This window comes from Streptomyces sp. NPDC034084 (genome assembly GCF_055575535.1).
In genome coordinates, this window is the sequence record NZ_JBVISK010000008.1 from 236,983 (window position 1) to 260,422 (window position 23,440).

The following is a 23,440-nucleotide window of genomic DNA, read 5'->3' on the forward strand; positions in this document are numbered from 1 at the left end:
TGAGGCCGAATGGGAAGGGGCGTCAGGGATGAGTTTCGCCGTCGGGCGGGGGCGCGGTTACCGCCCCGAGCAGGTCGACCGCCACCTCGCCGCGCTCTCCGAGGAGCGGGACGGCGCCTGGGAGCGGGCGGCGCGGCTCACGGTCCTCGTGAAGGAGATGGAGGCGGAGGCCGCCCGGCTCCGCGAGGTCGTCGAGGCGCTGCCTCCGCAGCGGTACGAGTCGCTGGGCGAGGCCGCGCAGCAGATCCTCCATCTCGCCGAGCAGGAGGACGAGAAGCTCGTCCGGGCCGCCGAGGCCGAGGCGCAGGCGATCGCGGAGGCGGCGGACGCGGCGGCCCAGGAGGCGGCGGAGTCGGCGCGGGCGTACGCGGAGGGTGTCCGCGAGGCGGCGGACTCGGCGGCCCGTACGACTCTGGAGTCGGCTCGCGAGCGGGCGGCGGAGCTGCTGGCGGAGGCGCGCCGCGAGGCGGACGAGCTGCGGACGGGTGCGCGGGAGGCGTTCGAGGCGACCGAGCGGCGGTCGGCGGAGCTCCTGGCGGAGCAGCGGGCCGAGCAGAAGGCCGTACGGGACGAGGCGGAGCGCGCGGCGGAGGCCCGGTTCGCCGAGCTGGACGCGCGGCACGAGGAGCTGACGGGCCGGGCGGAGGCGGGGCTCGCGGAGGCGCAGCGGGCCCTGGCCGAGACGGAGGAGCAGGCCCGGCACGGCCAGGAGGACGCGGAGGCGCGTGCGGCGGAGCTGCTCGCCGAGGCCAGGATGAAGGCGGAGCGGGTCGAGCGCGAGACGGAGCGGGTGCTGCGGGAGCACGAGGAGGCGCGGGACGAGATCCACTCCCACATGGAGCACATCCGCAACTCGCTCGCGGCGCTGACGGGCCGCCCGACGGTCCCGGAACCGGAACAGGGCGAGAAGTAGGGCGACTTGGGCGACGGGAACGGCTCCGGCGACGCCGGGTAGCCTCCCGGATCATGCTCATGAAACTGACGGCGATCACGCTCGACTGCGCGGACCCGATGGCCCTGGCGGCGTTCTATCACCGGGCCACCGGGCTCCCGCTCGCCGACCGTTCCGACGACGAGTTCGCCGGGTTGTGCGGCGCGGACGGCCTGTTCCTCGGCTTCCAGCGCGTCGCCGGCTACCGTCCGCCGTCCTGGCCGAGCCAGGAGGTCCCGCAGCAGCTGCACCTCGACTTCGACGTCGACGACCTGGACGAGGCCGCGGCCCGCCTGGTCGAGTGGGGCGCGACCGTCCCCGCCGAGCAGCCCCGGCCTGACCTGTGGCGGCTCGTGCTGGACCCGGCGGGCCACCCGTTCTGCCTGACGGTCCGGCGCCCGGCTCGGGACTGACGGCCCCGCGCCCGGCTCGGGACGAACCGCCTGACAGGCCCCCGGCCGCCCTGGGCGGTCCGACCGAGGAGCGCCTGGCCGAGTTCGCTCGTCCCCGCGAGGTTCTGCGAGACCGCGCCGGGACTCAGCCCGGTCTGCAGGGCGACGCCGGTGGGGGCCCTGCCGTTCTTCCGCGCCGCGGCCGGGTGGTACGCGGGGGCGTGCGTGCTCCAGGGCCTCGGCTGGACCGCCTGCATGACGCGGGGGCCAGGACGGTCCCCTGGACGGGGGCGCTCGGCGAACTGTTCGCCGTGGTCCCGCTGCTCGGGACGGCGGCACGGGGTGCGGCGGGACGTGAGCGGCGCGGGGTGCTCGACATTTAGTCTTCGCAGAGATAATCTGTGGACACATCATCTGATCGAGGAGGCCCGCAATGTGGGAGTACGAGCACGGCGTCGAGACCACCGCCACCCCCGAGGCGATCTGGCGGCTCTGGGCCGATGTCGAGAACTGGGGCACCTGGAACGCCGAGATCGAGAAGATCGAGATCAGCGGCCCGTTCGAGGTGGGCGCGCGGATCACGATGACGCCGCCCGGGGACGACCCGGTGGAACTGCGCGTCGCCGAGGCCGTCGAGGGTGAACTCTTCGTCGACGAGGCCCGCTTCGGCGATCTGCTGCTGCGCACCGTCCACCGGATCGACCCGGTCGACCGGGACCGTGTGCGGGTGGTGTACCGCATGGAGATCACCGGCGCCGGCGCCGACGAGGTCGGCCCGCAGATCGGCCCGGGGATCACCGCCGACTGGCCCGACACCATGGCCGCCCTGATCGAGCTGGCCCGGCGCTGATGGCCCTCGACCCCGGCGAGAGCCCCGGATTCCTCCTGTGGCACGCCACGCTGCGCTGGCAGCGCGACATCGCCGCCGCCCTGGCCCCCCTCGGCCTCACCCACGTGCAGTTCGTCCTGCTCGCCTGCGCCTGGTGGTTCAACACCCAGGGTGAGCACCCCAACCAGCTGGCCCTCGCCCGCCAGGCGGGCACCGACGTCAAGATGACGTCCCAGGTCCTGCGCACCCTGGAGGGCAAGGGACTCGTCGAGCGCGAGGTCGACCCGGCCGACACCCGCGCCAAACGGCTGCGCGTCACCGACACCGGCGCCGCCCTGGCCCCCCGCGCGATCGAGGCGGTCGAGCAGGTCGACGCGCGGTTCTTCCGGCCGGTGCCCGTCGACGACGCGATCGCCCTGCTGGGCCGCCTGGCCCACCCCGAACCCTGAACCGCCCACCGCCACGGGCGGCTCGCTGACGAACACCGTTGCCTGGCGGGTCGGCAGCGGATGGGGAGTGTACGACCGGCTCGAAAGCGCCGGGAACATCGCGGGCACGACCGCGCCCGACATCCTCGCCCGGGACGGCCCCGGCGTCCTCTGGCTCTACCAGGGCACCGGCGACCGGGACAGGCTTCTCTCCGCCCGGACCTGCATCGTGGCGGCTGGCAGACGTACGACCGGCTCGCGGCCGGCAGCGACGTCACCGGCGACGGCCGCCCCGACCTCCTCGCCACCGACAGGTCCGGCGTCCTGTGGCTCTACCCCGGCACCGGGAACAGCACCACCCCCTTCTCCGCGCGCAAACGCCTCGGCGGCGGCTGGGGCGTCTACAACGAGGTCGCCGCCGTCGGGAACCTCGCCAGAGGCCCCGCCGGTGACCTCGTCGCCCGGGACAAGGCCGGTGTGCTCTGGCTTTACCTCGGGAAGGGCGACGGCACCTTCGCGGCACGCACGCGGATCGGCGGCGGCTGGGGTGGCTTCACCGATCTCATCGGGTGTCGGGGACGCCAACGGCGACGGGCACGCCGACCTGATCGCCGGGGCCACCTTCTTCGCCGGTACGGGGAACTGGAAGGCCCCCCTCAAGCCCGGCTCCGGGATGGGCGCCGACGCAGGGGAGCGCGCCTTCTAGCCCCGCCCCTCACGTGAGGGCGCACTCCGCCCAGACCGTCTTCCCCGGCGCCCCGGGCCTCGGGCACCAGCCCCAGCGGTCCGTGAGTGCTTCGACGAGCAACAGTCCCCGGCCCCCTTCCGCGAGTTCCGGCTCCGGAAGGGGGCCGGGGCGGGGCGGTACGCGCTCCGCGCGGGTGTCGGTCACCTCGATCCGCGCCACCGGCCGGTCCCCCTCCGTCACCCGCAGCAGCAGCCGGAAGTCCCGCCCCGGCACATGTCCGTGCCGCACCGCGTTCGCCGCCAGCTCGGCCGCGACCAGCACGACGGTGTCGTGGGCCCCGGTCCCGTACGGCACGCCCCACTCGTCCAGCCGGACGGCGACAAGCCGGCGGGCGAGCCTGGCCCCCCGGGGGGTCGAGGTGAACCGCAGGGCGAAGACCCTGCTCCCCAAGTAAGGCGAGACACCCGGGGGTTGGGTGGTGTCGGTGAGGCTGTCGTTGTTGCTCGTCATGCCTCCCACGCTCCTCTTGGTGGCGTAGCGTGACCAGTGGTGACGCACTGACGCAACTGTCTTGTACGCGGGGTGTCGGTGCCGGTACGAGGGGCAGGGCGCGATGACGGAAGAGCAGGCGGGCGCGACACCGGAGCCCGTGGCGGCGGACAAGTCCGGCCAGGGTGTGGTGGCGGCGTTCGGGCAGAGCCTGAAGACGCTGCGGGTGCGCGCGGGAATGGAGCGCGAGGAGTTGGGCAGGCGCCTGGGCTACTCAGCTTCCACCATCGCCTCGTTCGAACAGGGCCGCAGGATCCCGCCGCCGCGAGCGATCGACCGCGCGGATGAGGTACTCGACGCGGGCAAGCTGCTGACCGTCTGGAAGGAGCAGCTGGAGAAGGCGCAGTACCCGGCGTTCTTCCAGGGGATGGCGCAGCTGGAGAAGCAGGCGATAGAGCTGCTGGCGTACGACACGCTGGTGGTCAACGGTCTGCTGCAGACCGAGGAGTACATGCGGACGATGGTGGGCAATCGGCGTCCGCCGCTCGACGCGGAGACCATCGAGCAGAGAGTGACCGCACGTGTCGCTCGGCAGGACATCTTCGAGCGGCGGCCCGCGCCGTTGCTGAGCTTCGTCATGTGCGAATCGGTGCTGCGGCGGAAGTTCGGCGGCAGAGAGGTGCTGCGCGGACAGTTGGAACAGCTGCTCCTCATCGGTCAGAGGAGGAACGTCGAGCTCCAGGTCATGCCGCTCGACTGCGCGGAGAACGCGGGTGGGGACGGGCCGTTCACCGTCGTCACCCGTGAGGACGGGAAGAGGTTCGTCTACACCGAGGTCCAGGGCACCAGCGCCCTGGAGACCGACCCCAAACAGGCCGTTCTCGCCGCGGCCCGCTATGGGATCATCCGGTCGCAGGCTCTCACCCCGCGGGAGTCAATGGAGTTCATCGAGAAGTTGTTGGGAGAGCTATGAACAGCACGGAATCCCTCGCCTGGTTCAAGAGCAGCTACAGCGGTGGTGAAGGCGGCCAGTGCGTCGAGGTCGCGGCCGGCGCGGGAACCGTTCACATCCGGGACTCCAAGGACGTGGCCCGGCCGGGCCTCCGAGTCTCGCCCGAGGCCTGGGCCGGGTTCGTCGGGCTTGCCTCGGCGGAGTAGTACAACCGGGCTTTGTACGCGGTCAATCCTTGTCCCCCGCCGCTTCCTCGAGGACCGGGAAGCGGCGGGGTGCCAGGGTGAGGAGGGCCAGGAGGGCGAGGGCCGCCGCTGCCGCCGCGCCCAGGTAGACCCGGTCCACCGCCGCGTCGACCGCGCGGCGGATGTCGTCGGTGGCGTCGAGGGAGCGGGCCAGGGCGTCGAGGTCCGTGTCGGCGCCGAGGCGGGCGGCGAGGACGCCGTTGGCGACGGCGCCGAAGAGCGCGGCGCCGACGCTCTGGCCGACCTGGCGGCAGAAGAGGACGGACGCGGTCGTCGTGCCGCGTTCCCCGTACGGGACGGTCGACTGCACGCCGACGATCAGCGGCAGCTGGAACAGGCCGAGGGCCCCGCCGAGCAGCAACATCAGGAGGGCCGGCTGCCAGGGTTCGCCCGGGAACGGCAGGAGCGGGAACGCCAGCAGCAGGAGCAGCGCGCCCGAGATGCCCAGGATCGCGGTGAGGCGGAAGCCGATGCGGGTGTAGACGCGGTTGGAGAGCGCGGCCGTGAGGGGCCAGCTCAGGGTCCATGAGGACAGGACGAAGCCGGCGGCGATCGGGCCGAGGCCGAGGACGGACTGGGCGTACGTGGGCAGGAAGACCGTCGGGGCGACCATGAGCAGGCCGAGGGCCCCGAGGGAGAGGTTGACGGCGGCGATCGTGCGGCGGCGCCAGACCCAGCCGGGGATGATCGGTTCGGCCGCGCGCCGCTCGATGACGACGGTCAGGGCGGCTAGGGCGGCGGCTGCGCCGAGGAGCCCGAGGGACGGGGCGGAGAGCCAGGGCCAGGCGACGCCGCCCTGGACGAGCGCGGTGATGAGGACGGCTCCGGTGGCGAAGATCGCGAGCGCCCCGGCCCAGTCGACGCGTACGCGCGCGCGGGGGGCCGTGCGGGCGGGTTCCGTCAGGTGGCGGCCGATCAGCCAGAGGGCGACCAGGCCGACGGGCAGGTTGATGAGGAAGATCCAGCGCCAGTCGGCGTAACCGGCGAGGAGCCCGCCGACGGCCGGTCCCGCGACGGACGAGCCGGCCCACACGGAGGACAGCTTCGCCTGGATCTTCGGGCGTTCCCTCAGCGGGTAGAGGTCGGCGGCGATGGTCTGGACGGTGCCCTGGAGGGCGCCGCCGCCGAGGCCCTGGACGACGCGGAAGGCGATCAGGGAGCCCATGTTCCAGGCGGCGGCGCAGAGCACGGAGCCGACGAGGAAGAGGACGGTGCCGGCGATGAGGACCGGCTTGCGGCCGAAGGTGTCGCTGAGCTTCCCGTACACGGGCAGGGTGACGGTGACGGCGAGCAGGTAGCCGGAGAACAGCCAGGAGAAGACGGAGAGTCCGCCGAGGTCGCCGACGATCTGGGGGACGGCGGTGGACACGATCGTCCCGTCGAGGGCGGCGAGTCCCATGGCGAGCATGAGCGCGGCGACGACGGGCCCCCGGCGGGCGGGGGCGGTCACCGGGGCGGGTTCGGCCCGTGTCGTCGACGGCTCTGTCACCGCGCGCCCTTCCTTTCTTCGTACACCTAAATGTGCGCGGTCAGGGTCTCACTCGACCCCGGGGTGGAGAAACCCCTAGGGGCCTCTCCCCCATGCGGGCCAGGGGTCGTTCGTACCGGCGGAGGAGGTGAAGCGCCGTTCCCGGTTCTTAACTTGAACCTACAAACCACCCACCGCTCCAAGGAGAGAACCGTGACTTCGGCTGTGACCATCCCCAGGCACGGGGGTACTGGAGGACGTACGGCCGTCGCCGCGCGGGCTCGTCAGGTCGTCAAGGCGTACGGCTCCGGGGAGACCCGGGTCGTCGCGCTGGACTCCGTCGACGTGGACATCGTCCGCGGCCGGTTCACCGCGATCATGGGCCCTTCGGGATCCGGCAAGTCGACCCTGATGCACTGCCTCGCCGGGCTCGACACCGTCACCAGTGGGCAGATCTTCCTCGACGAGACCGAGATCACCGGCCTCAAGGACAAGAAGCTCACCCGGCTCCGCCGGGACCGGATCGGCTTCATCTTCCAGGCGTTCAACCTGCTGCCCACCCTGAACGCCCTGGAGAACATCACGCTGCCGATGGACATCGCCGGGCGCAAGCCGGACGCCGAGTGGCTGCGGCGCGTCGTCGACACCGTCGGGCTCTCCGACCGGCTCAAGCACCGGCCCAACCAGCTCTCCGGCGGTCAGCAGCAGCGGGTCGCCGTGGCCCGCGCGCTCGCCGCCCGGCCCGAGATCATCTTCGGCGACGAGCCGACCGGAAACCTCGACTCGCGGGCCGGCGCCGAGGTCCTCGGCTTCCTCCGCGCGTCCGTCGACGAGCTGGGGCAGACGATCGTCATGGTCACCCACGACCCCGTCGCCGCCTCCTACGCGGACCGGGTGCTCTACCTCGCCGACGGGCGGATCGTGGACGAGATGGAGCGGCCCACCGCCGAGGCCGTGCTCGACAGGATGAAGGACTTCGACGCGCGCGGGCGGACGTCATGACCGTCCTCAAGACCTCGCTGCGCAACTTCTTCGCGCACAAGGGCCGGATGGCGCTGTCGGCCGTCGCCGTGCTGCTCTCCGTCGCCTTCGTCAGTGGGACGCTCGTCTTCACCGACACGATGAACACGACGTTCGACAAGCTCTTCGCGTCGACCGCCTCCGACGTCACCGTCAGCCCGAAGGGCGCGGCGGCCGACGACGAGATCCCGCAGAACGGCCGCCCCGAGTCCCTCCCCGCCTCGCTCGTCGAGCGGGTCAGGAAGGTCCAGGGCGTCAAGGACGCGCAGGGCTCGGTCACCTCCCTGAGCGTGACCGTCGTCGACGCGAGGAACAAGAACGTCGGCCCGACCGGCGGCGCGCCGACCATCGCCGTCAACTGGAGTCCGTACGAGCTGCGTTCGGTCGAGCTGGCCTCCGGCCACGAACCGCGCGGACCCACCGACGTCGTCGTCGACTCCGGCACCGCCGAGAAGCACCACCTGAAGATCGGCGACACCCTGCGGACCATCGCCGTCACCGGTGACTTCACCGCGAGGATCTCCGGCATCGTCGAGTTCAAGGTCACCAACCCCGGTGCCACCGTCGTCTACTTCGACACCGCCACCGCGCAGCGCGAACTCCTCGGCAAGCAGGATGCGTTCACCCAGGTCATGGTCGACGCCGAGCCCGGTGTCGGCGACGACGCCCTCAAGGCGGACGTGGCCGCCGCCCTGGGCGCCGACGCCGCGAAGTACAAGCTCAAGACCGCCGCCGAGGTCGCCGACGCGGGCCGTGAGGACATCGCCGGCTTCCTCGACGTCATGAAGTACGCGATGCTCGGCTTCGCCGGGATCGCCCTCCTCGTCGGCATCTTCCTCATCGTCAACACCTTCTCCATGCTGGTCGCGCAGCGCACCCGCGAGATCGGGCTCATGCGGGCCATCGGTTCGAGCCGCAAGCAGGTGAACCGTTCCGTCCTCGTCGAGGCGCTGCTCCTCGGCGTCGTCGGCTCGGTCGCCGGTGTCGCCGCGGGTGTCGGCCTCGCCGTCGGGCTCATGAAGCTCATGTCGTCGATGGGCATGGAGCTCTCCACCCGCGACCTCACCGTGGCGTGGACGACCCCCGCCGTGGGTCTCGTCCTCGGCGTCGTCGTCACCGTCCTCGCCGCGTACATCCCGGCCCGCCGGGCCGGCAAGGTCTCCCCGATGGCGGCCCTCCGTGACGCGGGCACCCCCGCCGACGGCAGGGCGGGACGCGTACGCGGCGGGATCGGGATCGTACTCACCGCTGCCGGGGCGGCCGCCCTGGTCGCGGCGGCCCGCGCCGACGAGGCCGGACCCGGCGCCCTCTGGCTGGGCCTCGGCGTCGTCCTCTCCCTCCTCGGCTTCGTCGTCGTCGGACCGCTGCTCGCCGGCGGGGTCGTCCGCGCCCTCGGCGTCGTCGTCCTGCGGATCTTCGGCCCGGTCGGCCGGATGGCCGAGCGCAACGCCCTCCGCAACCCGCGCCGCACCGGCGCCACCGCCGCCGCCCTCATGATCGGCCTCGCGCTCGTCGCCGGCCTCTCGGTGGTCGGCTCCTCGATGGTCGCCTCGGCCACCGAGGAACTGGACCGCTCCGTCGGCGCCGACTTCATCGTGCGGTCCGGCACCGGGCAGCCGATCGTGCCGCAGGCGCAGGCCGCCCTGGCGAAGGCCCCGGGCCTGGACCACGTCACCGCGTACAAGTGGGTCGACGCCGAGGTCACCGACCCGCGCGGCAAGGTCGCCCAGGCCGGCCTGGCCGCCACCGACCCGACGTACGTGAAGGACCTGCGCCGCGAGACCACCGCCGGCAGCCTCCCCGACGCGTACGGCGAGGGCGCGATGTCCGTGGGCAGCGACTACGCCACCGAGCACCGCGTGAAGGTCGGGGACGTCCTGACCGTCGCCTTCAAGGGCGGCGACACGGCGAAGCTGAAGGTCGCGGCGATCACGGCGGACGTCGGCCAGGTCGACAAGGGCGCGATGTACATCAACATCACCACCCTCGCCCGCCACCTGCCCGCCGACCGGGTGCCGCACAGCCTGCTCGTCCTGGCGAGCGCCAAGGACGGCCAGGAGACCCAGGCGTACCAGGCCCTCAAGGACGCGCTCGTGCCGTACCCGCAGTACAAGGTGAGCAACCAGGCCGACTACAAGGAGGAGTTGCGGAACCAGGTCGGGCAGCTGCTCAACATCGTGTACGGGCTCCTCGCCCTGGCGATCGTCGTCGCCGTCCTGGGCGTCGTGAACACCCTCGCCCTCTCCGTGGTGGAGCGGACCCGCGAGATCGGCCTCATGCGGGCCATCGGCCTCTCCCGCCGGCAGCTGCGCCGCATGATCCGCCTCGAGTCCGTGGTCATCGCCCTCTTCGGCGCGCTCCTCGGTCTCGGTCTGGGCCTGGGCTGGGGCACGGCGGCGCAGAAGCTCCTGGCGCTCGAAGGCCTCGGGGTCCTGGAGATCCCCTGGCCGACGATCCTGACGGTCTTCGTCGGCTCGGCCTTCGTGGGGCTCTTCGCGGCGCTGGTCCCCGCGTTCCGCGCGGGCCGGATGAACGTGCTGGGGGCGATCGCGAGCGAGTGACCCCCGGCGATGGTACGGCCCTGACGTGAGACCGCGTCAGGGCCGTACCGCTGCCCGAACGCGGGTAGTTCCGGCGCCATATCAAAGAATCGCGCGGAACGTAAACCGATTTGGCCCCCCGGAGGCCGTGAAATAGAAGAATTTATTGGTTTGTTGACGCTTCGGGTTCGCATCATAAGATGCCGGACGACAGGCGTACGACACGGCGACTCTGTCATGTACCTGCGTCAACTCGGCTGACCACCGAGTTCTGTCATCGACAGAGGACGCACTGGCCCATGACGCATGTCATGGGCCGACCGTGCGGGGGGAACGAAGATCTGTTACGGATGGCAATGCCCTGTCGCGGAAAGCGACAAGAGGCTTGAACGCGTGAAAGCGCATGACATGCGGGCGGAACGCCGCCCGCTGACCGGGGACACGCCGCGAAGCGGTGATTTCCCGGCCGACCCGCTCGCGGGGGCCTCGCCATGCGCGGGCGCCGCACCGAGGGGCGTACGGACCCGGTTGCGCCGGGAGCCTCGTACATGACCGCCTTAACGACTCCCCGGAGCGGTTCTGAGCGGTTCCACCTCTCCACCCGGGCATCGCTGTGTCCGCTCACGGCCGTACGCGTGGGCGGCCGGCTGCCCGCCGGCGGCGCGGCGACCGCGACGGTGGGATCCCGCGCGGTCGTGATCTCGCCGAACACCGTTCCGGCCCCGCCGAGTTCGTCGTCCACCGCGCTGCCGGTGGCCGGCGCCCTGGTCCTCCTCACCCTCATCGGCGCCGGCGGTCTCGTCCGCCCGGCGCCGTGCGGCGCGCGGGCCGGACCCGGCTTCCGCGCCTCGCACCCTCTCTGACAACCCCCTACAAGGATTTTGGAGAAGAAGATGGGACGCCCGGAAATACCGATCAACCCGGCCGACGGCCCCTTGCAGCGCTTCGCCCATGATCTGCGCGAGCTGCGGAGGGCGGCGGGCAGCCCCTCGTACCGTGCGCTCGCCAGCAGGGCCAACTACTCGGGGACGTCATTGTCCGAAGCCGCCCGCGGTGTCGCCCTGCCCAGCCTCGACGTGACCCTCTCGTACGTCTCCGCCTGTGAGGGGGACGTCGAGAGCTGGGAGAAGTACTGGAGGCGCACCGCGGCCGAGCTGTCGACCGACTCCGCGTGTGAGGCGCCACGGGGGGCGCGCGTCGAGCGGACATCCCGTGGTCGCGTCGGCACGGCGCCGGCCACCCGGCCCGTCGCCCGTGCGACGGCGTCCACGGCGTCCGACCGTTCCGGACGCCGTCCCAGAACGGGCTACGGGGAGATGGCAAGCCTGGCCGGGTCGGCCCTGAGGAAACCCGAGATCGTGTTCGCCCTGGTGGCGGGCAGCTGGGCCCTGGCCACGGGCCTGCGGGTGAAGAGGGCCGCTCATGGCGCGTGACGACATGCGCGGCGGCGTCGAGGCCGGCGCGCCGCCCCGGCGGTCGGCGGTCGGCTGGCTCACGGACATGCTCCGCGATCTCGCCCACTGGCTGACGCGCAAGCCGGTCGCACTGCACGGCGCCCACCACGCCATCGCGCACTCCGCCGATTCCCGGATGGTCATCTGGGCGGTGGCGGCGGCCGATCTCGTCACCAGTGTCGTCGTGGACGCGATCGTGCCCGCGACGTACCGCCCTCTGCACCTCGTCTGGGTGGTCTCCACGGTCGTCCTGACCGTCGGGTTCTGCGCGATGACCGCACGCGCCCCCCACCTGGTCGACGAGCGGACGCTGCACCTGCGCACCGGCCCCTTCCGCTCACTTGTCATTCCGATCAATCAAATCCGGACCGTGCGCAGCGCCCACGGCATGAGCCCCAGTCACGGCCTGCGCCGTCCGCTGGACCAGGACGACGCCGTGGCGTGTTCGGTCAGCAGCGCCACGAACCTGACCCTCGAACTCGCCGAACCGCTCCGGGTGCACCTCCGCAAGGGCGACCCGGTCATGGCCCGCCGCGTCCACTTCAGCGCCGACCAGCCGGCGAAAGCCGTCGAACTCATCAGGAGCGCGATGAGCGGGAGCGCCCGGTCATGACGGTCACGCGACACGGCCCGCCCGGCGAGAGCCGTGCGGGACAGGAAGGGCTGAGAAGCATGAGTACCACTCCCGCAGCGCCACTACCGGCCGCGGAGGACGCGGGATTCCAGGAGGTGAACGACTTCCTCGTACGTCTGGGGCTGGGGACGCTCGACGGGCAGCCCGGCCGCAGGTCCCTGCCCGGCCGCAACACCAACGTCAGCGGTACGACGGACACCGGCCGGGGCGTCTTCGTCAAGAGGCTCGAAGGCCCGCCGGACGTGGTCGCGACCCGCATCCGGCAGTGCCTGGCCTTCGAGAGCCTCGTACGGGAGTGTCCGGAACCGCGGCTCTCCTCGCCGCGCGTCCTGGGCTCCGACCCCGACGCGCGGCTCATGGTGTTCGAACTGGTCGAGGACGCCGTGACCGCGGCCGAACTGGTCAAGAACCATGAACTGACGGACGAGCTCGCCCGCACCCTGGGCAGAACGGTCGGGGATCTCCACAGCCTGCCGGTCGACCGGCTTCGCCAGACCGCCGGGAAGACACCGCTGCTCCCCTCCACCGAACTCCTCGACGGCATTCCGATGGCCCTGTTCGAGGCGTCGTCGGCGGCGGAGCTCCAGGTGTGGAACCTGTTGCAGAACGACACCCCGCTGGCGGACGCCCTGCGGCAGCTCCTTGAAAGGGAGCGGCAGGCCGAACCGGTCGCCGCCCACTGCGATCTGCGCCTGGACCAGTTCCTCATGTCCGGCGGGCGGGCCCACCTCACCGACCTGGAGGAGTTCCAGGCGGGCGACGCGGCCCGTGACCTCGGCGGTGTCGTCGGTGACCTGCTGCACCGCGCGGTACTGGACGCCGCCACGACCACCGAGGGCGCCGACCACGGGGTGGCGCCCTCGCGTGAACGGATGCTGGCGCAGGTCACGTCCGGCATCCGGGTGGCGCGGCCGAGCATCCGGGCGTTCTGGGGCGGTTACCTGGAGCGGCGGCCCGAGGCCGGCGCCCTGGCGGCGCGGGTGGTGGCGTTCGCCGGGTGGCACCTCCTCGACCGGCTGCTCGCGGGCGCGCGGACGGCGCCACGACTGGCGGCCCTGCCGCGCGCGGCCGCCGGTATCGGGAGAACGGCGCTGATCACGCCGGAGAAGTTCGTCCTGACACTCGGACTCACGGAGGACGTCGTATGAGCGACCTGGCCGCATTCCCGCGCACGGACGGTCGCGTGGGGGAGGGGCCGGCTCCGCGGTTGTCCGGCCGGCTCCTGGACGTACTGGATACGGTGCACGTGGCGGCGGACGGTCTCACGGCCACGGTGGGGGCGAGGACGGTGACCGCGCCCACCTCCCGGACGCTCGTCGGCCACCTGGCCACCGCCCTCTACCAGGTCGTCCACGTGGGCAGGCCGGAGACCGACACCGAGCGGAAGGCGGCCACCGCCTCCGAGCGGGATCTCGAAGCCCTGCTGGCCCGGGTCGTGCCCCACCGGTACACCTCGTACCAGGCACCGGTGCTGTCCGCCGGGGAGGGCGGTCCGGTCGTCGTCGGACTGAGCGGTGTCCGCGTCCGCCTGAGTCCGGACCGGCTCGTGTCCACCAGCGACGACGGGCAGCGGGCACACGTGCGGGTCTCGGCCGTCCGCCCCATGCTCTCTCCGGGGTTCTTCCTCGTCGACGGGTCGCTTCCGCTTCCGCCCGAGTCCCAGGTGCTCCGGGTGTACCTGCACGTCGGGACGGCCGAGGCCACGGTCGAGGCCTGGCGCCGGGCCCTGGAATGCCTGGAAGAGCGGGGCGTCGCCTTCCGGGCCAAGGCGACGTCGTCGAGCGCGGCGCTGCCGCGGCGCGATGGCGTGGTGGTGTACCTGAACGGACTGGACCGGGAGCTGCTCGCGGCCCTCGTCGGCGCCGTCGCGGGGGTCACCGGTCTGGAGGCCGGCGCCTCTCCTTTCACCATGCCGCTGGCCGCCGGGGTGGCCGTGGCGTGGGAGCCGGACGACGCCCGGCCCGGGATGCGCCACACGAGCCTGGGCGAGCACCGGTCCCGGGCGCTGGCCTCGGGGCTGGTCGATCACGTGGTGCGACCGGACGGGCGGACGCGTGCGGAGCGCGTACGAGAGGCCCTCGTCGAAGCGGGAATCGATCCGTCCGCCCCCGCCCGCAACCTGTCGTCCCCTCGTTTCCCCTGGAACGAGGACGACGCGGCGACGAACCCCGGGAAAGCGGCCGGAGTTGATGAAAGGCGGGCTCCGTACAATTGATCATCAAAAGGATCTTCCGCGTCCGAATGGCGCAGCCCTAGGTTCGATCTCGCCGCAGGGACCAATCGGCCAGGGCGTTCACGGAGGACGTCCCGACCGGGCGGTGCCGGGTTTTCGGAATCGAATCCTTTGAGGAGTTCATCATGAACGAGATCGAACTGGCCGCCGGCTTCGACACCTACGCCGACGTGAACGAGATGGCCGCCGAGGTCGCCACCGACGAGGCTCCCTCGCCGCAGACGATCGTCTCCCTGAGCGTCGTCGCCAGCATCAAGTGGGGCTGCTGAACAAGCCCGCCTCTTTCGTGTCCGGCCGGCAGTCGCGACTGCCGGCCGGACACGGCCACCCGCAATACCCCTTCATTAGGTCAGGGTATGACGATTTCCATCCTCCTTCCTTTCATGCCGACCGAAGGGAATCAGGTACTTCCCTTCACCGACCTGATCAAGGAGGGCTTCGCCGAACGCCTGTGGACCGGACAGTCCCTCCTGCTCGAGCCGCACACGGCCCTCGCCCACGCCGCCGGCGCCGGCGCCCGCGTCCCCTTCGGCACCAGCGTGACGCTGCTGCCGCTCAGGCACCCCTTCCAGGCCGCTCTCCAGGCACGGTCGCTGGCGGCTCTGAGCGGGCACCCCTTCGTCGCCGGACTGGGCACCGGACCGCAGCCGTTCGTCCAGGCGCTGCGCGGCCGCCCCTACGCCGGCCCGCTCGGCGCGGTACGCGAGTACACGACGATCGTGCGGCGCCTGCTGGCCGGTGAAACGGTGGACGTGGCCGGGGACCACTACGAGATGCACGGTGCTCTGCCCCCGCTGGCCACCCCGCCGGTCGAGGTCGGTCTCGGGGTGCTCAGGCCGAGGATGGCCGAGCTCGCCGGTGAGATCGCCGACGTCGCCATCACCTGGCTGACGCCCCCGAGTTACCTGGCCGAGACCCTGGTGCCCGCACTCGCCCGCGGCGCGGAACGCGCGCAGCGGCCCCGGCCGCGGGTGACCGCCGTCGTCCATGTCTCCCTCGACGCCCCCCGGCGCGACCACGCACGCGTCATCCTGGCCGCCACCCACGCCCACCTCCGGGCCCCGCACTACCAGGCCATGCTCGGGCTCGCCGGGATCGACGTGAACCCCGACGACCTCCTCGCCACGGCCGGGCGGCTCATCGAGAGCGGAACCGTCGCCGTGGGCAGTGTCACGGAGATCCTCCGCACCGTGCGCGCCTACTACGCCGCGGGGGCGGACGAAGTCGTCCTCAGCACGATCGGCCTCCACGCCGTGAACGGAACCGACGCGTCCCTGGCCGCACTGGGCGCCGTCGCCCGAGCCGTCCGGGCAGAGGACCCCTCCCTGGAAGCGAGCCACCGATGACGGGACAGCCGGCACAGGCCCCGGTGTTCTCCGCCCGGCGCCTCCTGGTCATCGGCACCGGAGCCCTGGGCGTCTCCTCCCTGCCCGGCTGGCTCGGCTGGCTGCGCGAGACCTACCCGGAGACCGAGACGAAGGTCCTGCTCACCCGGCAGGCCGGCCGGTTCGTCTCTCCCGCGGCCCTCACCGCGATCGGGGGACGGCCCGTGCTCCACGACGTCTGGCCCACCGAGCCCGAGGTCGCCGCTCCCCATGTCCAGCTCGGCCAGTGGGCCGACGCCATAGCCGTGTACCCCGCCACCTTCCACTTCGTCAGCCGCTTCGCGACGGGACTCGCCGACACCCCGGCCATGCTGGCTCTGCAGTGCACCACCGCACCGATCGGCATCGCCCCCGCGCTGCCGCCGGGCGGATACGAGAGCCACGCCTTCCGCGCCCACCTGGCCGCGCTCGAGGACCGTCCCAACGTCGTCGTCGCCGCCCCGGAGCCCGGCCGCAGCGTCACCAGCGGACGCATGGAAGCCTCCACGGCCGCGCCGCTCACCACCTTGCTGCCGCTGATCGAGGAACTCCGCGCCCGGACCGGTGGGAGCACGGCACCATGACCCCCTCGCCCGACACCGTCATCGAGCGCTACGGCAGTGGGCACGTCCAGACCGAGATCACACGGTCCCCGAACGGACGGACCACGTGGACCCGCAGCGCCGGCGAGAAGCGGACCCAACCGTTCCGGCCCCCGCACCCGGCCCTCCTCACCGTTCTCGCGGCCCTCGCCCCCGCACTCCCCGGCGCCCGCTTCGTCCCGCCCCGGGCCCACGGTGCGGCCCTGCGCTACGCGACTCCGGGACCGGTGTCCACCGCGGATCTCCTCTTCTCGGGCGATCCCCAAGTCCACGCGAAGGTCGGCTCGTTGCTGCAACAGCTCGGACGGCTGCTCCGGTCCCTGCACGCCGTACCGCCGGCAGTCGCGGACACCGCCCCCGACGCGCCCCTGACCTGGCTGCGACTGTCCGACTGGCTGGACAGCCCGCGACCCGGCCCTCCGGCCGTGCTGCACACCCGTCTCCGGCACGACCTCGGCGCCGCCCGGTGGCGGCTGCTCACCTCATGGCTGGACGCCCTGCATGCCGAACCCCAGGTGCTGCTGCACGGAAACCCGAGCCTGGGACTCCTCGTACCCTCCACGTCCGACGAGTCCGCCGCCCTGCTCACCGGGGAGGAGCTGGGCCGCGGCAGCCGGCACCAGGACGTCGGCTGGGTCCTGGGCGAACTCCATGAACTCCAGGCCGTGTCGGCGCGCCTGCCGCCGGCGCATCGCCCTCCCGACGGGGACGCCCTCGCCGCACGCTTCCTCGAAGGCTACGGACAGCCGCCCGAGCCCCTGACCCACCGTGCGGCCACCCTCAAGAACCTCCTCCACCTGCACGACTTCTGTGTCTTCGTGCGGTGGGACGACGCCGAGATACGCCGCTGCGCCACAGACCTCGCTCACCTGGTGGACGAACACGGAAAGGGCTGAGAAGTGCCTGCCGACACCCCCCTCGCCTACCCCGCCGCCCGACGCCAGGACCTGGTGGAGAACCTGTTCGGCCACGCGGTCGCCGATCCGTACCGGTGGCTGGAAGACCCCGACAGCGAGGACACCCGCACCTGGCTCACCGCGCAGGACGGCCTCAGGCACGCCGCGCTCGACTCCCTGCCCGGACGGGACCGCCTCCGCGCCCACCTGAACGAACTGATCTCGGTGGGCGTGACCGGCCCGCCCGTCTGGCGCGGCACCCGCCACTTCTTCATGAAGCGCGAGCCGCAGCAGGAACACGCCGCCCTCTACCTGGCCGACGGCGACGGCACCCCCCGCCTCCTCATCGATCCCGTCGACCTGGACCCCACGGGACGCACGACACTGGACAGCTGGCAGCCGGACGGGACGGGCGACCGACTCGCCTACCAGGTCTCCGTCGAAGGCGATTCCGACAGCCGTCTCTACGTGCTCGACACCGCGTCGGGCTCCGTGGTCGACGGGCCCATCACCCGGTGCCGCCACTCTCCCGTCGCATGGCTGCCCGGCGGTGACGCCTTCTACTACGTGCGCAGCCTCCCCGGGTCCGCCGTGCCCGAGGGGGAGGCGTACTACCACCGGAGGGTCTGCCTCCACCATGTCGGCACCGACCCCGACACCGAGGACTCCGTCGTCTTCGGCGCCGACCGTCACAAGGCGACCTCCTACGGCGTCACGGTCACCTCGGACGGCCGCAGGCTCCTCGTGACCGCGGCCGTCGGAGCCGTACGCCACAACGAGGTGTGGCTGGCCGACCTCACCGCCGGCGACCCCCGCCGCCCCGAATTCACCCCCGTGCGGGGACACGCCCCCGCCCACACCCGGCCCTTCGCCGGCCACGACGGACGGCTGTACCTGCACACCGACCTCGACGCCCCCCGGGGCAGGCTCGCCGCCGTCGACCTCGACACCCCGGAGTCCGGCCCGTGGCGGGACGTCCTGCCCCAGGACCCCGAGGCACGCCTCGACCACGTCGCGGTCCTCGACAGCCCGAAGCTGGCGCGCCCTCTCGTCCTGGCGGGGCGGACCCGCCACACCTTCAGCGAGATCACCGTCCACGACCTGGCCACGGGCGAACCCGTCGACCGCGTCGAACTCCCCGGCCACGGACTCGTCGGCGAGATACGCGGCCGGGGAGACGAGGCCTGGTTCACCTACACCGACCCGTTCACGCCGCCGACCGTCTTCCACTGGAACGCCCGCACCCGCACCCGTACCCTCTGGGCCGCGCCGCCGGGACGGAGCGCCACCCCCTCCGGGCCCCCGGGCGCCGTGCACCAGCTGCACGCCACCTCGCCGGACGGGACCCGGATCCGCGTCACCGTCCTCGCCCCGCACACACGACCCGGACCGCTGCCCACGATCCTCTACGGCTACGGCGGCTTCGCGCTCTCCCCGGCCCCGGTCTACAACCCGGAGATCCTCGCCTGGGTCAAAGCCGGCGGCGTCTACGCCGTGGCCCATGTCCGCGGCGGTGACGAGGGCGGAGCGCAGTGGCACGCCGCGGGCGCCGGGGCGAACAAGCAGAAGTCCGTCGACGACTTCCACGCCGCGGCCGAATGCCTCGTCGACGGCGGCTGGACCACCAGCGCACAGCTGGTCATCAGCGGTGAGTCGAACGGCGGGCTGCTGGTCGGCGCGGCGCTCACCCAGCGCCCCCACCTCTACCGGGCGGTGCTCTGCGGAGCCCCCGTCCTGGACATGGCCCGGTACGAGCGTTCCGGGCTCGGGCCCTCCTGGACCGCCGAATACGGCTCGGCCGCGGTGGAGGAGGAGCTCGGATGGCTCATGGGCTACTCGCCGTACCACCACGTCACCGATGACGAGGTCTACCCCGCGGTGCTGTTCAGCGTCTCCGAAGGAGACGGGATCGTGGACCCGCTGCACGCCCGGAAGATGTGCGCCGCACTCCAGCACGCGGCCGGTAGCCCTCCGGTCGCCCGTGACAACGGGATCGTGCTGCTGCGGCGCGAACCCGGCGCGGGCCACGGGGCACGCTCGATGAGCCTCGTGGTGGACCTGCTCGTCGACCAGCTGGCCTTCGCGGCCTGGCAGGCCGGACTGCCGCTCGGGGCGTCGCCGGGACACGACGACGGTCCGGCGCGGGTGCGCGGGAGGCGGTACGGCCCCGGCGAACCTGACCACTCCTGTCCTCACCCCAGCCCCTACGGAAAGAAGGACCCGACATGACCCGCCCGCTTCCGCGCACCTCCGTTCCCGCCGCGCTCCTCGCCGCGGCGGCCGCCCTCCTTCTCGGGACCTCGCCGGCCGTCGCCGCCGCCCCGGTCCAGGAGCGTGCCGCCTCCACCGCGGACGCCTGGCTTCCGCCGGCCGGCTACACCCACCAGGGCTCCTTCTTCGGAAGCGCCGCCTGCCAGACCGCCGGCAAGGACGGCGTCGCGGCCGGCCGGTGGAGCGCGTACATCTGCCACCAGGACCTGCCCTTCTCGGTCGTCCAGGAGCTGTACGTGAAGAAGTGACGGGCCCGGCGGCGGGGCGCGGCCGGCACGTGCCGGGCCGCCCCCGCCGCGGGCACCGCCGGTCGCCCTCCCGAGTGGCTCCCTTCCTTCCGGCGCGTGTCGGTGCCACGTCGTAGGCTGGGGGCGACCGGGCCGTACGCGCCCGGGACCACCCGGCCCGTTCGACGTGTCGGGCTGTTCGCGTTGCCCGACCCGTCGTACGAACCCGGGATGGAAGTTCATGAGCCTGCACGGTCTGCTCGATGTCGTCGTCAAGGACGCGGCCCTCGCCGAGGCGGTGAAGGCCGCCGCCGACGGGAACCGGCCGCGTGTGGACCTGATCGGGCCCGCGGCCGCGCGGCCCTTCGCCGTGGCCGCGCTCGCCCGGGACTCGGGCCGGACGGTGCTCGCGGTGACCGCGACCGGCCGGGAGGCCGAGGACCTCGCCGCCGCGCTGCGGTCCCTCATCGACCCGGACACGGTCGTCGAGTACCCCTCCTGGGAGACCCTGCCGCACGAGCGGCTCTCGCCCCGCTCCGACACCGTCGGCCGCCGGCTCGCCGTGCTGCGCCGCCTCGCGCACCCCCGCGACGACGACCCCGCCGCCGGCCCGGTCAGCGTCGTCGTCGCCCCGATCCGCTCCGTACTCCAGCCGCAGGTCAAGGGCCTCGGCGACCTGGAGCCGGTGGCGCTGAGGAGCGGTGACACGGCGGACCTGAACGAGGTCGTCGAGGGCCTCGCGGCCGCCGCGTACTCCCGGGTGGAGCTGGTCGAGAAGCGCGGCGAGTTCGCCGTGCGCGGCGGCATCCTGGACGTCTTCCCGCCGACCGAGGAGCACCCGCTCCGGATCGAGTTCTGGGGCGACGACGTCGAGGAGATCCGGTACTTCAAGGTCGCCGACCAGCGCTCCCTGGAGGTCGCCGAGCACGGTCTGTGGGCGCCGCCCTGCCGGGAACTGCTGCTCACCGAGGACGTGCGGCAGCGGGCGGCGGCGCTCGCCGAGGCCCACCCCGAGCTGGGCGAACTCCTGAACAAGATCGCGGAGGGGATCGCGGTCGAGGGCATGGAGTCCCTCGCGCCGGTCCTCGTCGACGAGATGGAGCTGCTGCTCGACGTGCTGCCCAAGGGCTCCATGGCCGTCGTCTGCGACCCGGAGCGGGTGCGGACCCGGGCCGCGGACCTGGTCGCCACGAGCCAGGAGTTCCTCCAGGCGTCCTGGGCGGCGACGGCCGGCGGCGGCGAGGCGCCGATCGACGTCGGCGCGGCCTCCCTGTGGGGGATCGCGGACGTACGGGACCGGGCGCGCGAGCTGGACATGGCCTGGTGGTCGGTGTCGCCGTTCGCGGCCGACGAGGTCGTGTCGGGGGACACCCTGACCCTCGGCATGCACGCCCCCGAGTCGTACCGCGGCGACACCGCCCGCGCGCTCGCCGACACCAAGGGCTGGCTGGCCGACGGCTGGCGCACGGTGTACGTGACGGAGGCCCACGGCCCCGCGTCCCGTACGGTCGAGGTCCTCGGCGGCGAGGGCATCGCCGCCCGCCTCGACGCCGACCTCGCGGAGATCGCCCCGTCCGTCGTCCACGTGGCCTGCGGCTCCATCGACTACGGCTTCGTCGACCCGGCGCTCAAGCTGGCCGTGCTCACCGAGACCGACCTGTCCGGCCAGAAGGCGGCCGGCAAGGACGGCCAGCGGATGCCGGCCAAGCGGCGCAAGACGATCGACCCGCTGACCCTGGAGGTCGGCGACTACATCGTGCACGAGCAGCACGGTGTCGGCCGGTACCTCGAGATGGTCCAGCGGACCGTGCAGGGCGCGACCCGCGAGTACCTCCTCGTCGAGTACGCGCCCGCGAAGCGCGGCCAGCCCGGCGACCGGCTGTACATCCCGACCGACCAGCTGGAGCAGGTCACCAAGTACGTGGGCGGCGAGGCGCCGACCCTGCACCGGCTCGGCGGCGCGGACTGGACGAAGACGAAGCAGCGCGCGAAGAAGGCCGTGAAGGAGATCGCGGCCGATCTGATCAAGCTGTACTCGGCGCGGATGGCGGCCCCCGGCCACGCCTTCGGCCCGGACACCCCGTGGCAGCGGGAGCTGGAGGACGCCTTCCCGTACGTGGAGACGCCCGACCAGCTGTCCACCATCGCCGAGGTGAAGGAGGACATGGAGAAGACGGTCCCCATGGACCGTCTGATCTGCGGTGACGTCGGCTACGGCAAGACGGAGATCGCGGTACGGGCGGCCTTCAAGGCCGTCCAGGACGGCAAGCAGGTCGCGGTCCTCGTTCCGACGACGCTGCTCGTGCAGCAGCACTTCGGGACCTTCTCCGAGCGGTACTCGCAGTTCCCCGTGAAGGTGCGGGCGCTGTCCCGGTTCCAGACGGAGACCGAGTCGAAGGCCACCCTGGAGGGGCTGCGGGAGGGCTCGGTCGACATCGTCATCGGCACCCACCGCCTCTTCTCCTCCGAGACGAAGTTCAAGGACCTGGGTCTGGTCATCGTCGACGAGGAGCAGCGTTTCGGCGTCGAGCACAAGGAGCAGCTGAAGAAGCTCCGGGCGAACGTCGACGTCCTGACGATGTCCGCCACCCCCATCCCCCGTACGCTCGAGATGGCGGTCACCGGCATCCGCGAGATGTCGACGATCACGACCCCTCCGGAGGAGCGGCACCCGGTCCTCACCTTCGTCGGGCCGTACGAGGAGAAGCAGATCGGCGCGGCGATCCGCCGCGAGCTGCTCCGCGAGGGCCAGGTGTTCTACATCCACAACCGGGTCGACTCGATCGACCGGGCGGCCGCCCGGCTCCGCGAGATCGTCCCCGAGGCACGGATCGCGACCGCCCACGGCCAGATGTCGGAGCAGGCCCTCGAGCAGGTCGTCGTCGACTTCTGGGAGAAGAAGTTCGACGTGCTCGTGTCGACGACGATCGTCGAGTCCGGCATCGACATCTCCAACGCCAACACCCTGATCGTCGAGCGCGGTGACAACTTCGGGTTGTCGCAGCTCCATCAGCTGCGCGGCCGCGTCGGCCGTGGCCGCGAGCGGGGCTACGCGTACTTCCTGTACCCGCCGGAGAAGCCGCTCACGGAGACCGCGCACGAGCGGCTGGCGACGATCGCCCAGCACACCGAGATGGGCGCCGGCATGTACGTCGCCATGAAGGACCTGGAGATCCGCGGCGCGGGCAATCTGCTCGGCGGCGAGCAGTCCGGTCACATCGCGGGTGTCGGCTTCGACCTGTACGTACGGATGGTCGGCGAGGCGGTCGCGGACTACCGGGCGCAGATGGAGGGCGGGGCCGAGGAGGAGGCGCCCCTGGAGGTCAAGATCGAGCTCCCGGTCGACGCCCACATGCCGCACGACTACGCGCCGGGGGAGCGGCTGCGGCTCCAGGCCTACCGCTCGATCGCCTCCGCGAACTCGGAGGAGGACATCAGGGCCGTACGCGAGGAGCTCACCGACCGGTACGGCAAGCTGCCCGAGCCCGTGGAGAACCTGCTGCTCGTCGCGGGCCTGCGGATGCTGGCGCGCGCGTGCGGAGTCGGCGAGATCGTCCTCCAGGGCTCCAACATCCGCTTCGCGCCGGTGGAGTTGCGCGAGTCGCAGGAACTGAGGCTGAAGCGCCTCCACCCGCGCACGGTCATCAAGCCGGCCGTCCACCAGATCCTGGTGCCGCGCCCGACGGCCGGGAAGATCGGCGGGAAGCCGGTGGTGGGCCGTGAACTCCTCGCGTGGACGGGGGAGTTCCTGACGACGATCCTCGGGGGGTGACGTGG

The 23,440-nt window shown here is 72.3% G+C and carries 23 protein-coding genes; 21 read left to right on the plus strand and 2 right to left on the minus strand.

Going from position 1 to position 23,440, the window contains the following annotated elements; translation table 11 throughout:
• Nucleotides 1-28: 28 nt before the first annotated feature.
• From ACZ51I_RS27815 to ACZ51I_RS27835, 5 genes are all read left to right on the plus strand, one after another.
• The gene (locus ACZ51I_RS27815) at nucleotides 29-913 is read left to right on the plus strand and encodes a cellulose-binding protein (protein ID WP_468881045.1); all 885 of its coding nucleotides are present in this window, start codon (nucleotides 29-31) and stop codon (nucleotides 911-913) included.
• 53 nt (nucleotides 914-966) lie between these two features.
• Nucleotides 967-1,344, plus strand: coding sequence for a VOC family protein (locus ACZ51I_RS27820; protein WP_468881046.1), 378 nt, complete (start codon nucleotides 967-969; stop codon nucleotides 1,342-1,344).
• Nucleotides 1,345-1,756: 412 nt separating this feature from the next.
• Complete coding sequence (locus tag ACZ51I_RS27825; protein WP_468881048.1) at nucleotides 1,757-2,173, plus strand: SRPBCC family protein; 417 nt, start codon at nucleotides 1,757-1,759, stop codon at nucleotides 2,171-2,173.
• The gene (locus ACZ51I_RS27830; RefSeq protein WP_468881051.1) at nucleotides 2,173-2,601 is read left to right on the plus strand and encodes a MarR family winged helix-turn-helix transcriptional regulator; all 429 of its coding nucleotides are present in this window, start codon (nucleotides 2,173-2,175) and stop codon (nucleotides 2,599-2,601) included. The genes ACZ51I_RS27825 and ACZ51I_RS27830 overlap by 1 nt, the downstream gene beginning before the upstream one ends.
• A gap of 526 nt (nucleotides 2,602-3,127) precedes the next feature.
• A complete protein-coding gene (locus ACZ51I_RS27835; RefSeq protein WP_468881053.1) occupies nucleotides 3,128-3,286 on the plus strand; it encodes an FG-GAP repeat protein in 159 nt (52 codons plus the stop codon).
• 9 nt (nucleotides 3,287-3,295) lie between these two features.
• Here ACZ51I_RS27835 and ACZ51I_RS27840 read toward each other — a convergent pair whose 3' ends face one another.
• On the minus strand, nucleotides 3,296-3,778 hold the full coding sequence (locus ACZ51I_RS27840) for an ATP-binding protein (RefSeq protein WP_468881056.1): 483 nt from the start codon (nucleotides 3,776-3,778) through the stop codon (nucleotides 3,296-3,298).
• Between the two features lie 103 nt (nucleotides 3,779-3,881).
• Between ACZ51I_RS27840 and ACZ51I_RS27845 the strand changes: the two genes are divergently transcribed.
• On the plus strand, nucleotides 3,882-4,730 hold the full coding sequence (locus ACZ51I_RS27845) for a helix-turn-helix domain-containing protein (RefSeq protein ID WP_468881059.1): 849 nt from the start codon (nucleotides 3,882-3,884) through the stop codon (nucleotides 4,728-4,730).
• Nucleotides 4,727-4,915 carry a DUF397 domain-containing protein gene (locus ACZ51I_RS27850; protein ID WP_468881061.1) on the plus strand — a complete coding sequence of 63 codons (189 nt, stop codon included), beginning with the start codon at nucleotides 4,727-4,729 and terminating at the stop codon, nucleotides 4,913-4,915. Before ACZ51I_RS27845 ends, ACZ51I_RS27850 begins: the two co-directional genes overlap by 4 nt.
• A gap of 22 nt (nucleotides 4,916-4,937) precedes the next feature.
• Here the strand turns inward: ACZ51I_RS27850 and ACZ51I_RS27855 are convergent, their stop codons facing one another.
• Entirely contained in the window at nucleotides 4,938-6,443 is a 1,506-nt protein-coding gene (locus ACZ51I_RS27855; RefSeq protein WP_468881063.1) for an MFS transporter, read from the minus strand.
• 192 nt (nucleotides 6,444-6,635) lie between these two features.
• Here ACZ51I_RS27855 and ACZ51I_RS27860 point away from each other — a divergent pair, with 192 nt between their 5' ends.
• From ACZ51I_RS27860 to mfd, 14 genes are all read left to right on the plus strand, one after another.
• Entirely contained in the window at nucleotides 6,636-7,424 is a 789-nt protein-coding gene (locus ACZ51I_RS27860) for an ABC transporter ATP-binding protein (protein WP_468881065.1), read from the plus strand.
• The gene (locus tag ACZ51I_RS27865; protein WP_468881068.1) at nucleotides 7,421-10,003 is read left to right on the plus strand and encodes an ABC transporter permease; all 2,583 of its coding nucleotides are present in this window, start codon (nucleotides 7,421-7,423) and stop codon (nucleotides 10,001-10,003) included. Before ACZ51I_RS27860 ends, ACZ51I_RS27865 begins: the two co-directional genes overlap by 4 nt.
• Before the next feature lie 527 nt (nucleotides 10,004-10,530).
• Nucleotides 10,531-10,845, plus strand: a complete 315-nt coding sequence (locus ACZ51I_RS27870) for a hypothetical protein (protein ID WP_468881071.1) — start codon at nucleotides 10,531-10,533, stop codon at nucleotides 10,843-10,845.
• Between the two features lie 30 nt (nucleotides 10,846-10,875).
• Nucleotides 10,876-11,415, plus strand: coding sequence for a helix-turn-helix domain-containing protein (locus tag ACZ51I_RS27875; protein WP_468881074.1), 540 nt, complete (start codon nucleotides 10,876-10,878; stop codon nucleotides 11,413-11,415).
• Nucleotides 11,405-12,049 (plus strand): hypothetical protein, encoded by a 645-nt coding sequence (locus ACZ51I_RS27880; protein ID WP_468881076.1) that lies wholly within the window; start codon nucleotides 11,405-11,407, stop codon nucleotides 12,047-12,049. The genes ACZ51I_RS27875 and ACZ51I_RS27880 overlap by 11 nt, the downstream gene beginning before the upstream one ends.
• A gap of 59 nt (nucleotides 12,050-12,108) precedes the next feature.
• Nucleotides 12,109-13,218, plus strand: a complete 1,110-nt coding sequence (lxmK, locus tag ACZ51I_RS27885; RefSeq protein ID WP_468881078.1) for a class V lanthionine synthetase subunit LxmK — start codon at nucleotides 12,109-12,111, stop codon at nucleotides 13,216-13,218.
• Nucleotides 13,215-14,285 (plus strand): T3SS effector HopA1 family protein, encoded by a 1,071-nt coding sequence (locus ACZ51I_RS27890; protein ID WP_468881081.1) that lies wholly within the window; start codon nucleotides 13,215-13,217, stop codon nucleotides 14,283-14,285. Before lxmK ends, ACZ51I_RS27890 begins: the two co-directional genes overlap by 4 nt.
• 143 nt (nucleotides 14,286-14,428) lie before the next feature.
• Nucleotides 14,429-14,572, plus strand: a complete 144-nt coding sequence (locus ACZ51I_RS27895; protein WP_468881084.1) for a hypothetical protein — start codon at nucleotides 14,429-14,431, stop codon at nucleotides 14,570-14,572.
• A 114-nt stretch (nucleotides 14,573-14,686) separates the two neighbouring features.
• Complete coding sequence (locus ACZ51I_RS27900; protein WP_468881086.1) at nucleotides 14,687-15,649, plus strand: LLM class flavin-dependent oxidoreductase; 963 nt, start codon at nucleotides 14,687-14,689, stop codon at nucleotides 15,647-15,649.
• Entirely contained in the window at nucleotides 15,646-16,251 is a 606-nt protein-coding gene (locus ACZ51I_RS27905) for a flavoprotein (RefSeq protein WP_468881088.1), read from the plus strand. Before ACZ51I_RS27900 ends, ACZ51I_RS27905 begins: the two co-directional genes overlap by 4 nt.
• On the plus strand, nucleotides 16,248-17,165 hold the full coding sequence (locus tag ACZ51I_RS27910; protein ID WP_468881090.1) for a hypothetical protein: 918 nt from the start codon (nucleotides 16,248-16,250) through the stop codon (nucleotides 17,163-17,165). The genes ACZ51I_RS27905 and ACZ51I_RS27910 overlap by 4 nt, the downstream gene beginning before the upstream one ends.
• Before the next feature lie 3 nt (nucleotides 17,166-17,168).
• Nucleotides 17,169-19,394 carry a prolyl oligopeptidase family serine peptidase gene (locus ACZ51I_RS27915; protein ID WP_468881092.1) on the plus strand — a complete coding sequence of 742 codons (2,226 nt, stop codon included), beginning with the start codon at nucleotides 17,169-17,171 and terminating at the stop codon, nucleotides 19,392-19,394.
• Nucleotides 19,391-19,684, plus strand: coding sequence for a hypothetical protein (locus ACZ51I_RS27920; protein WP_468881094.1), 294 nt, complete (start codon nucleotides 19,391-19,393; stop codon nucleotides 19,682-19,684). Before ACZ51I_RS27915 ends, ACZ51I_RS27920 begins: the two co-directional genes overlap by 4 nt.
• A gap of 220 nt (nucleotides 19,685-19,904) precedes the next feature.
• Entirely contained in the window at nucleotides 19,905-23,435 is a 3,531-nt protein-coding gene (gene mfd / locus ACZ51I_RS27925) for a transcription-repair coupling factor (protein ID WP_468881096.1), read from the plus strand.
• Nucleotides 23,436-23,440 lie beyond the last annotated feature (5 nt).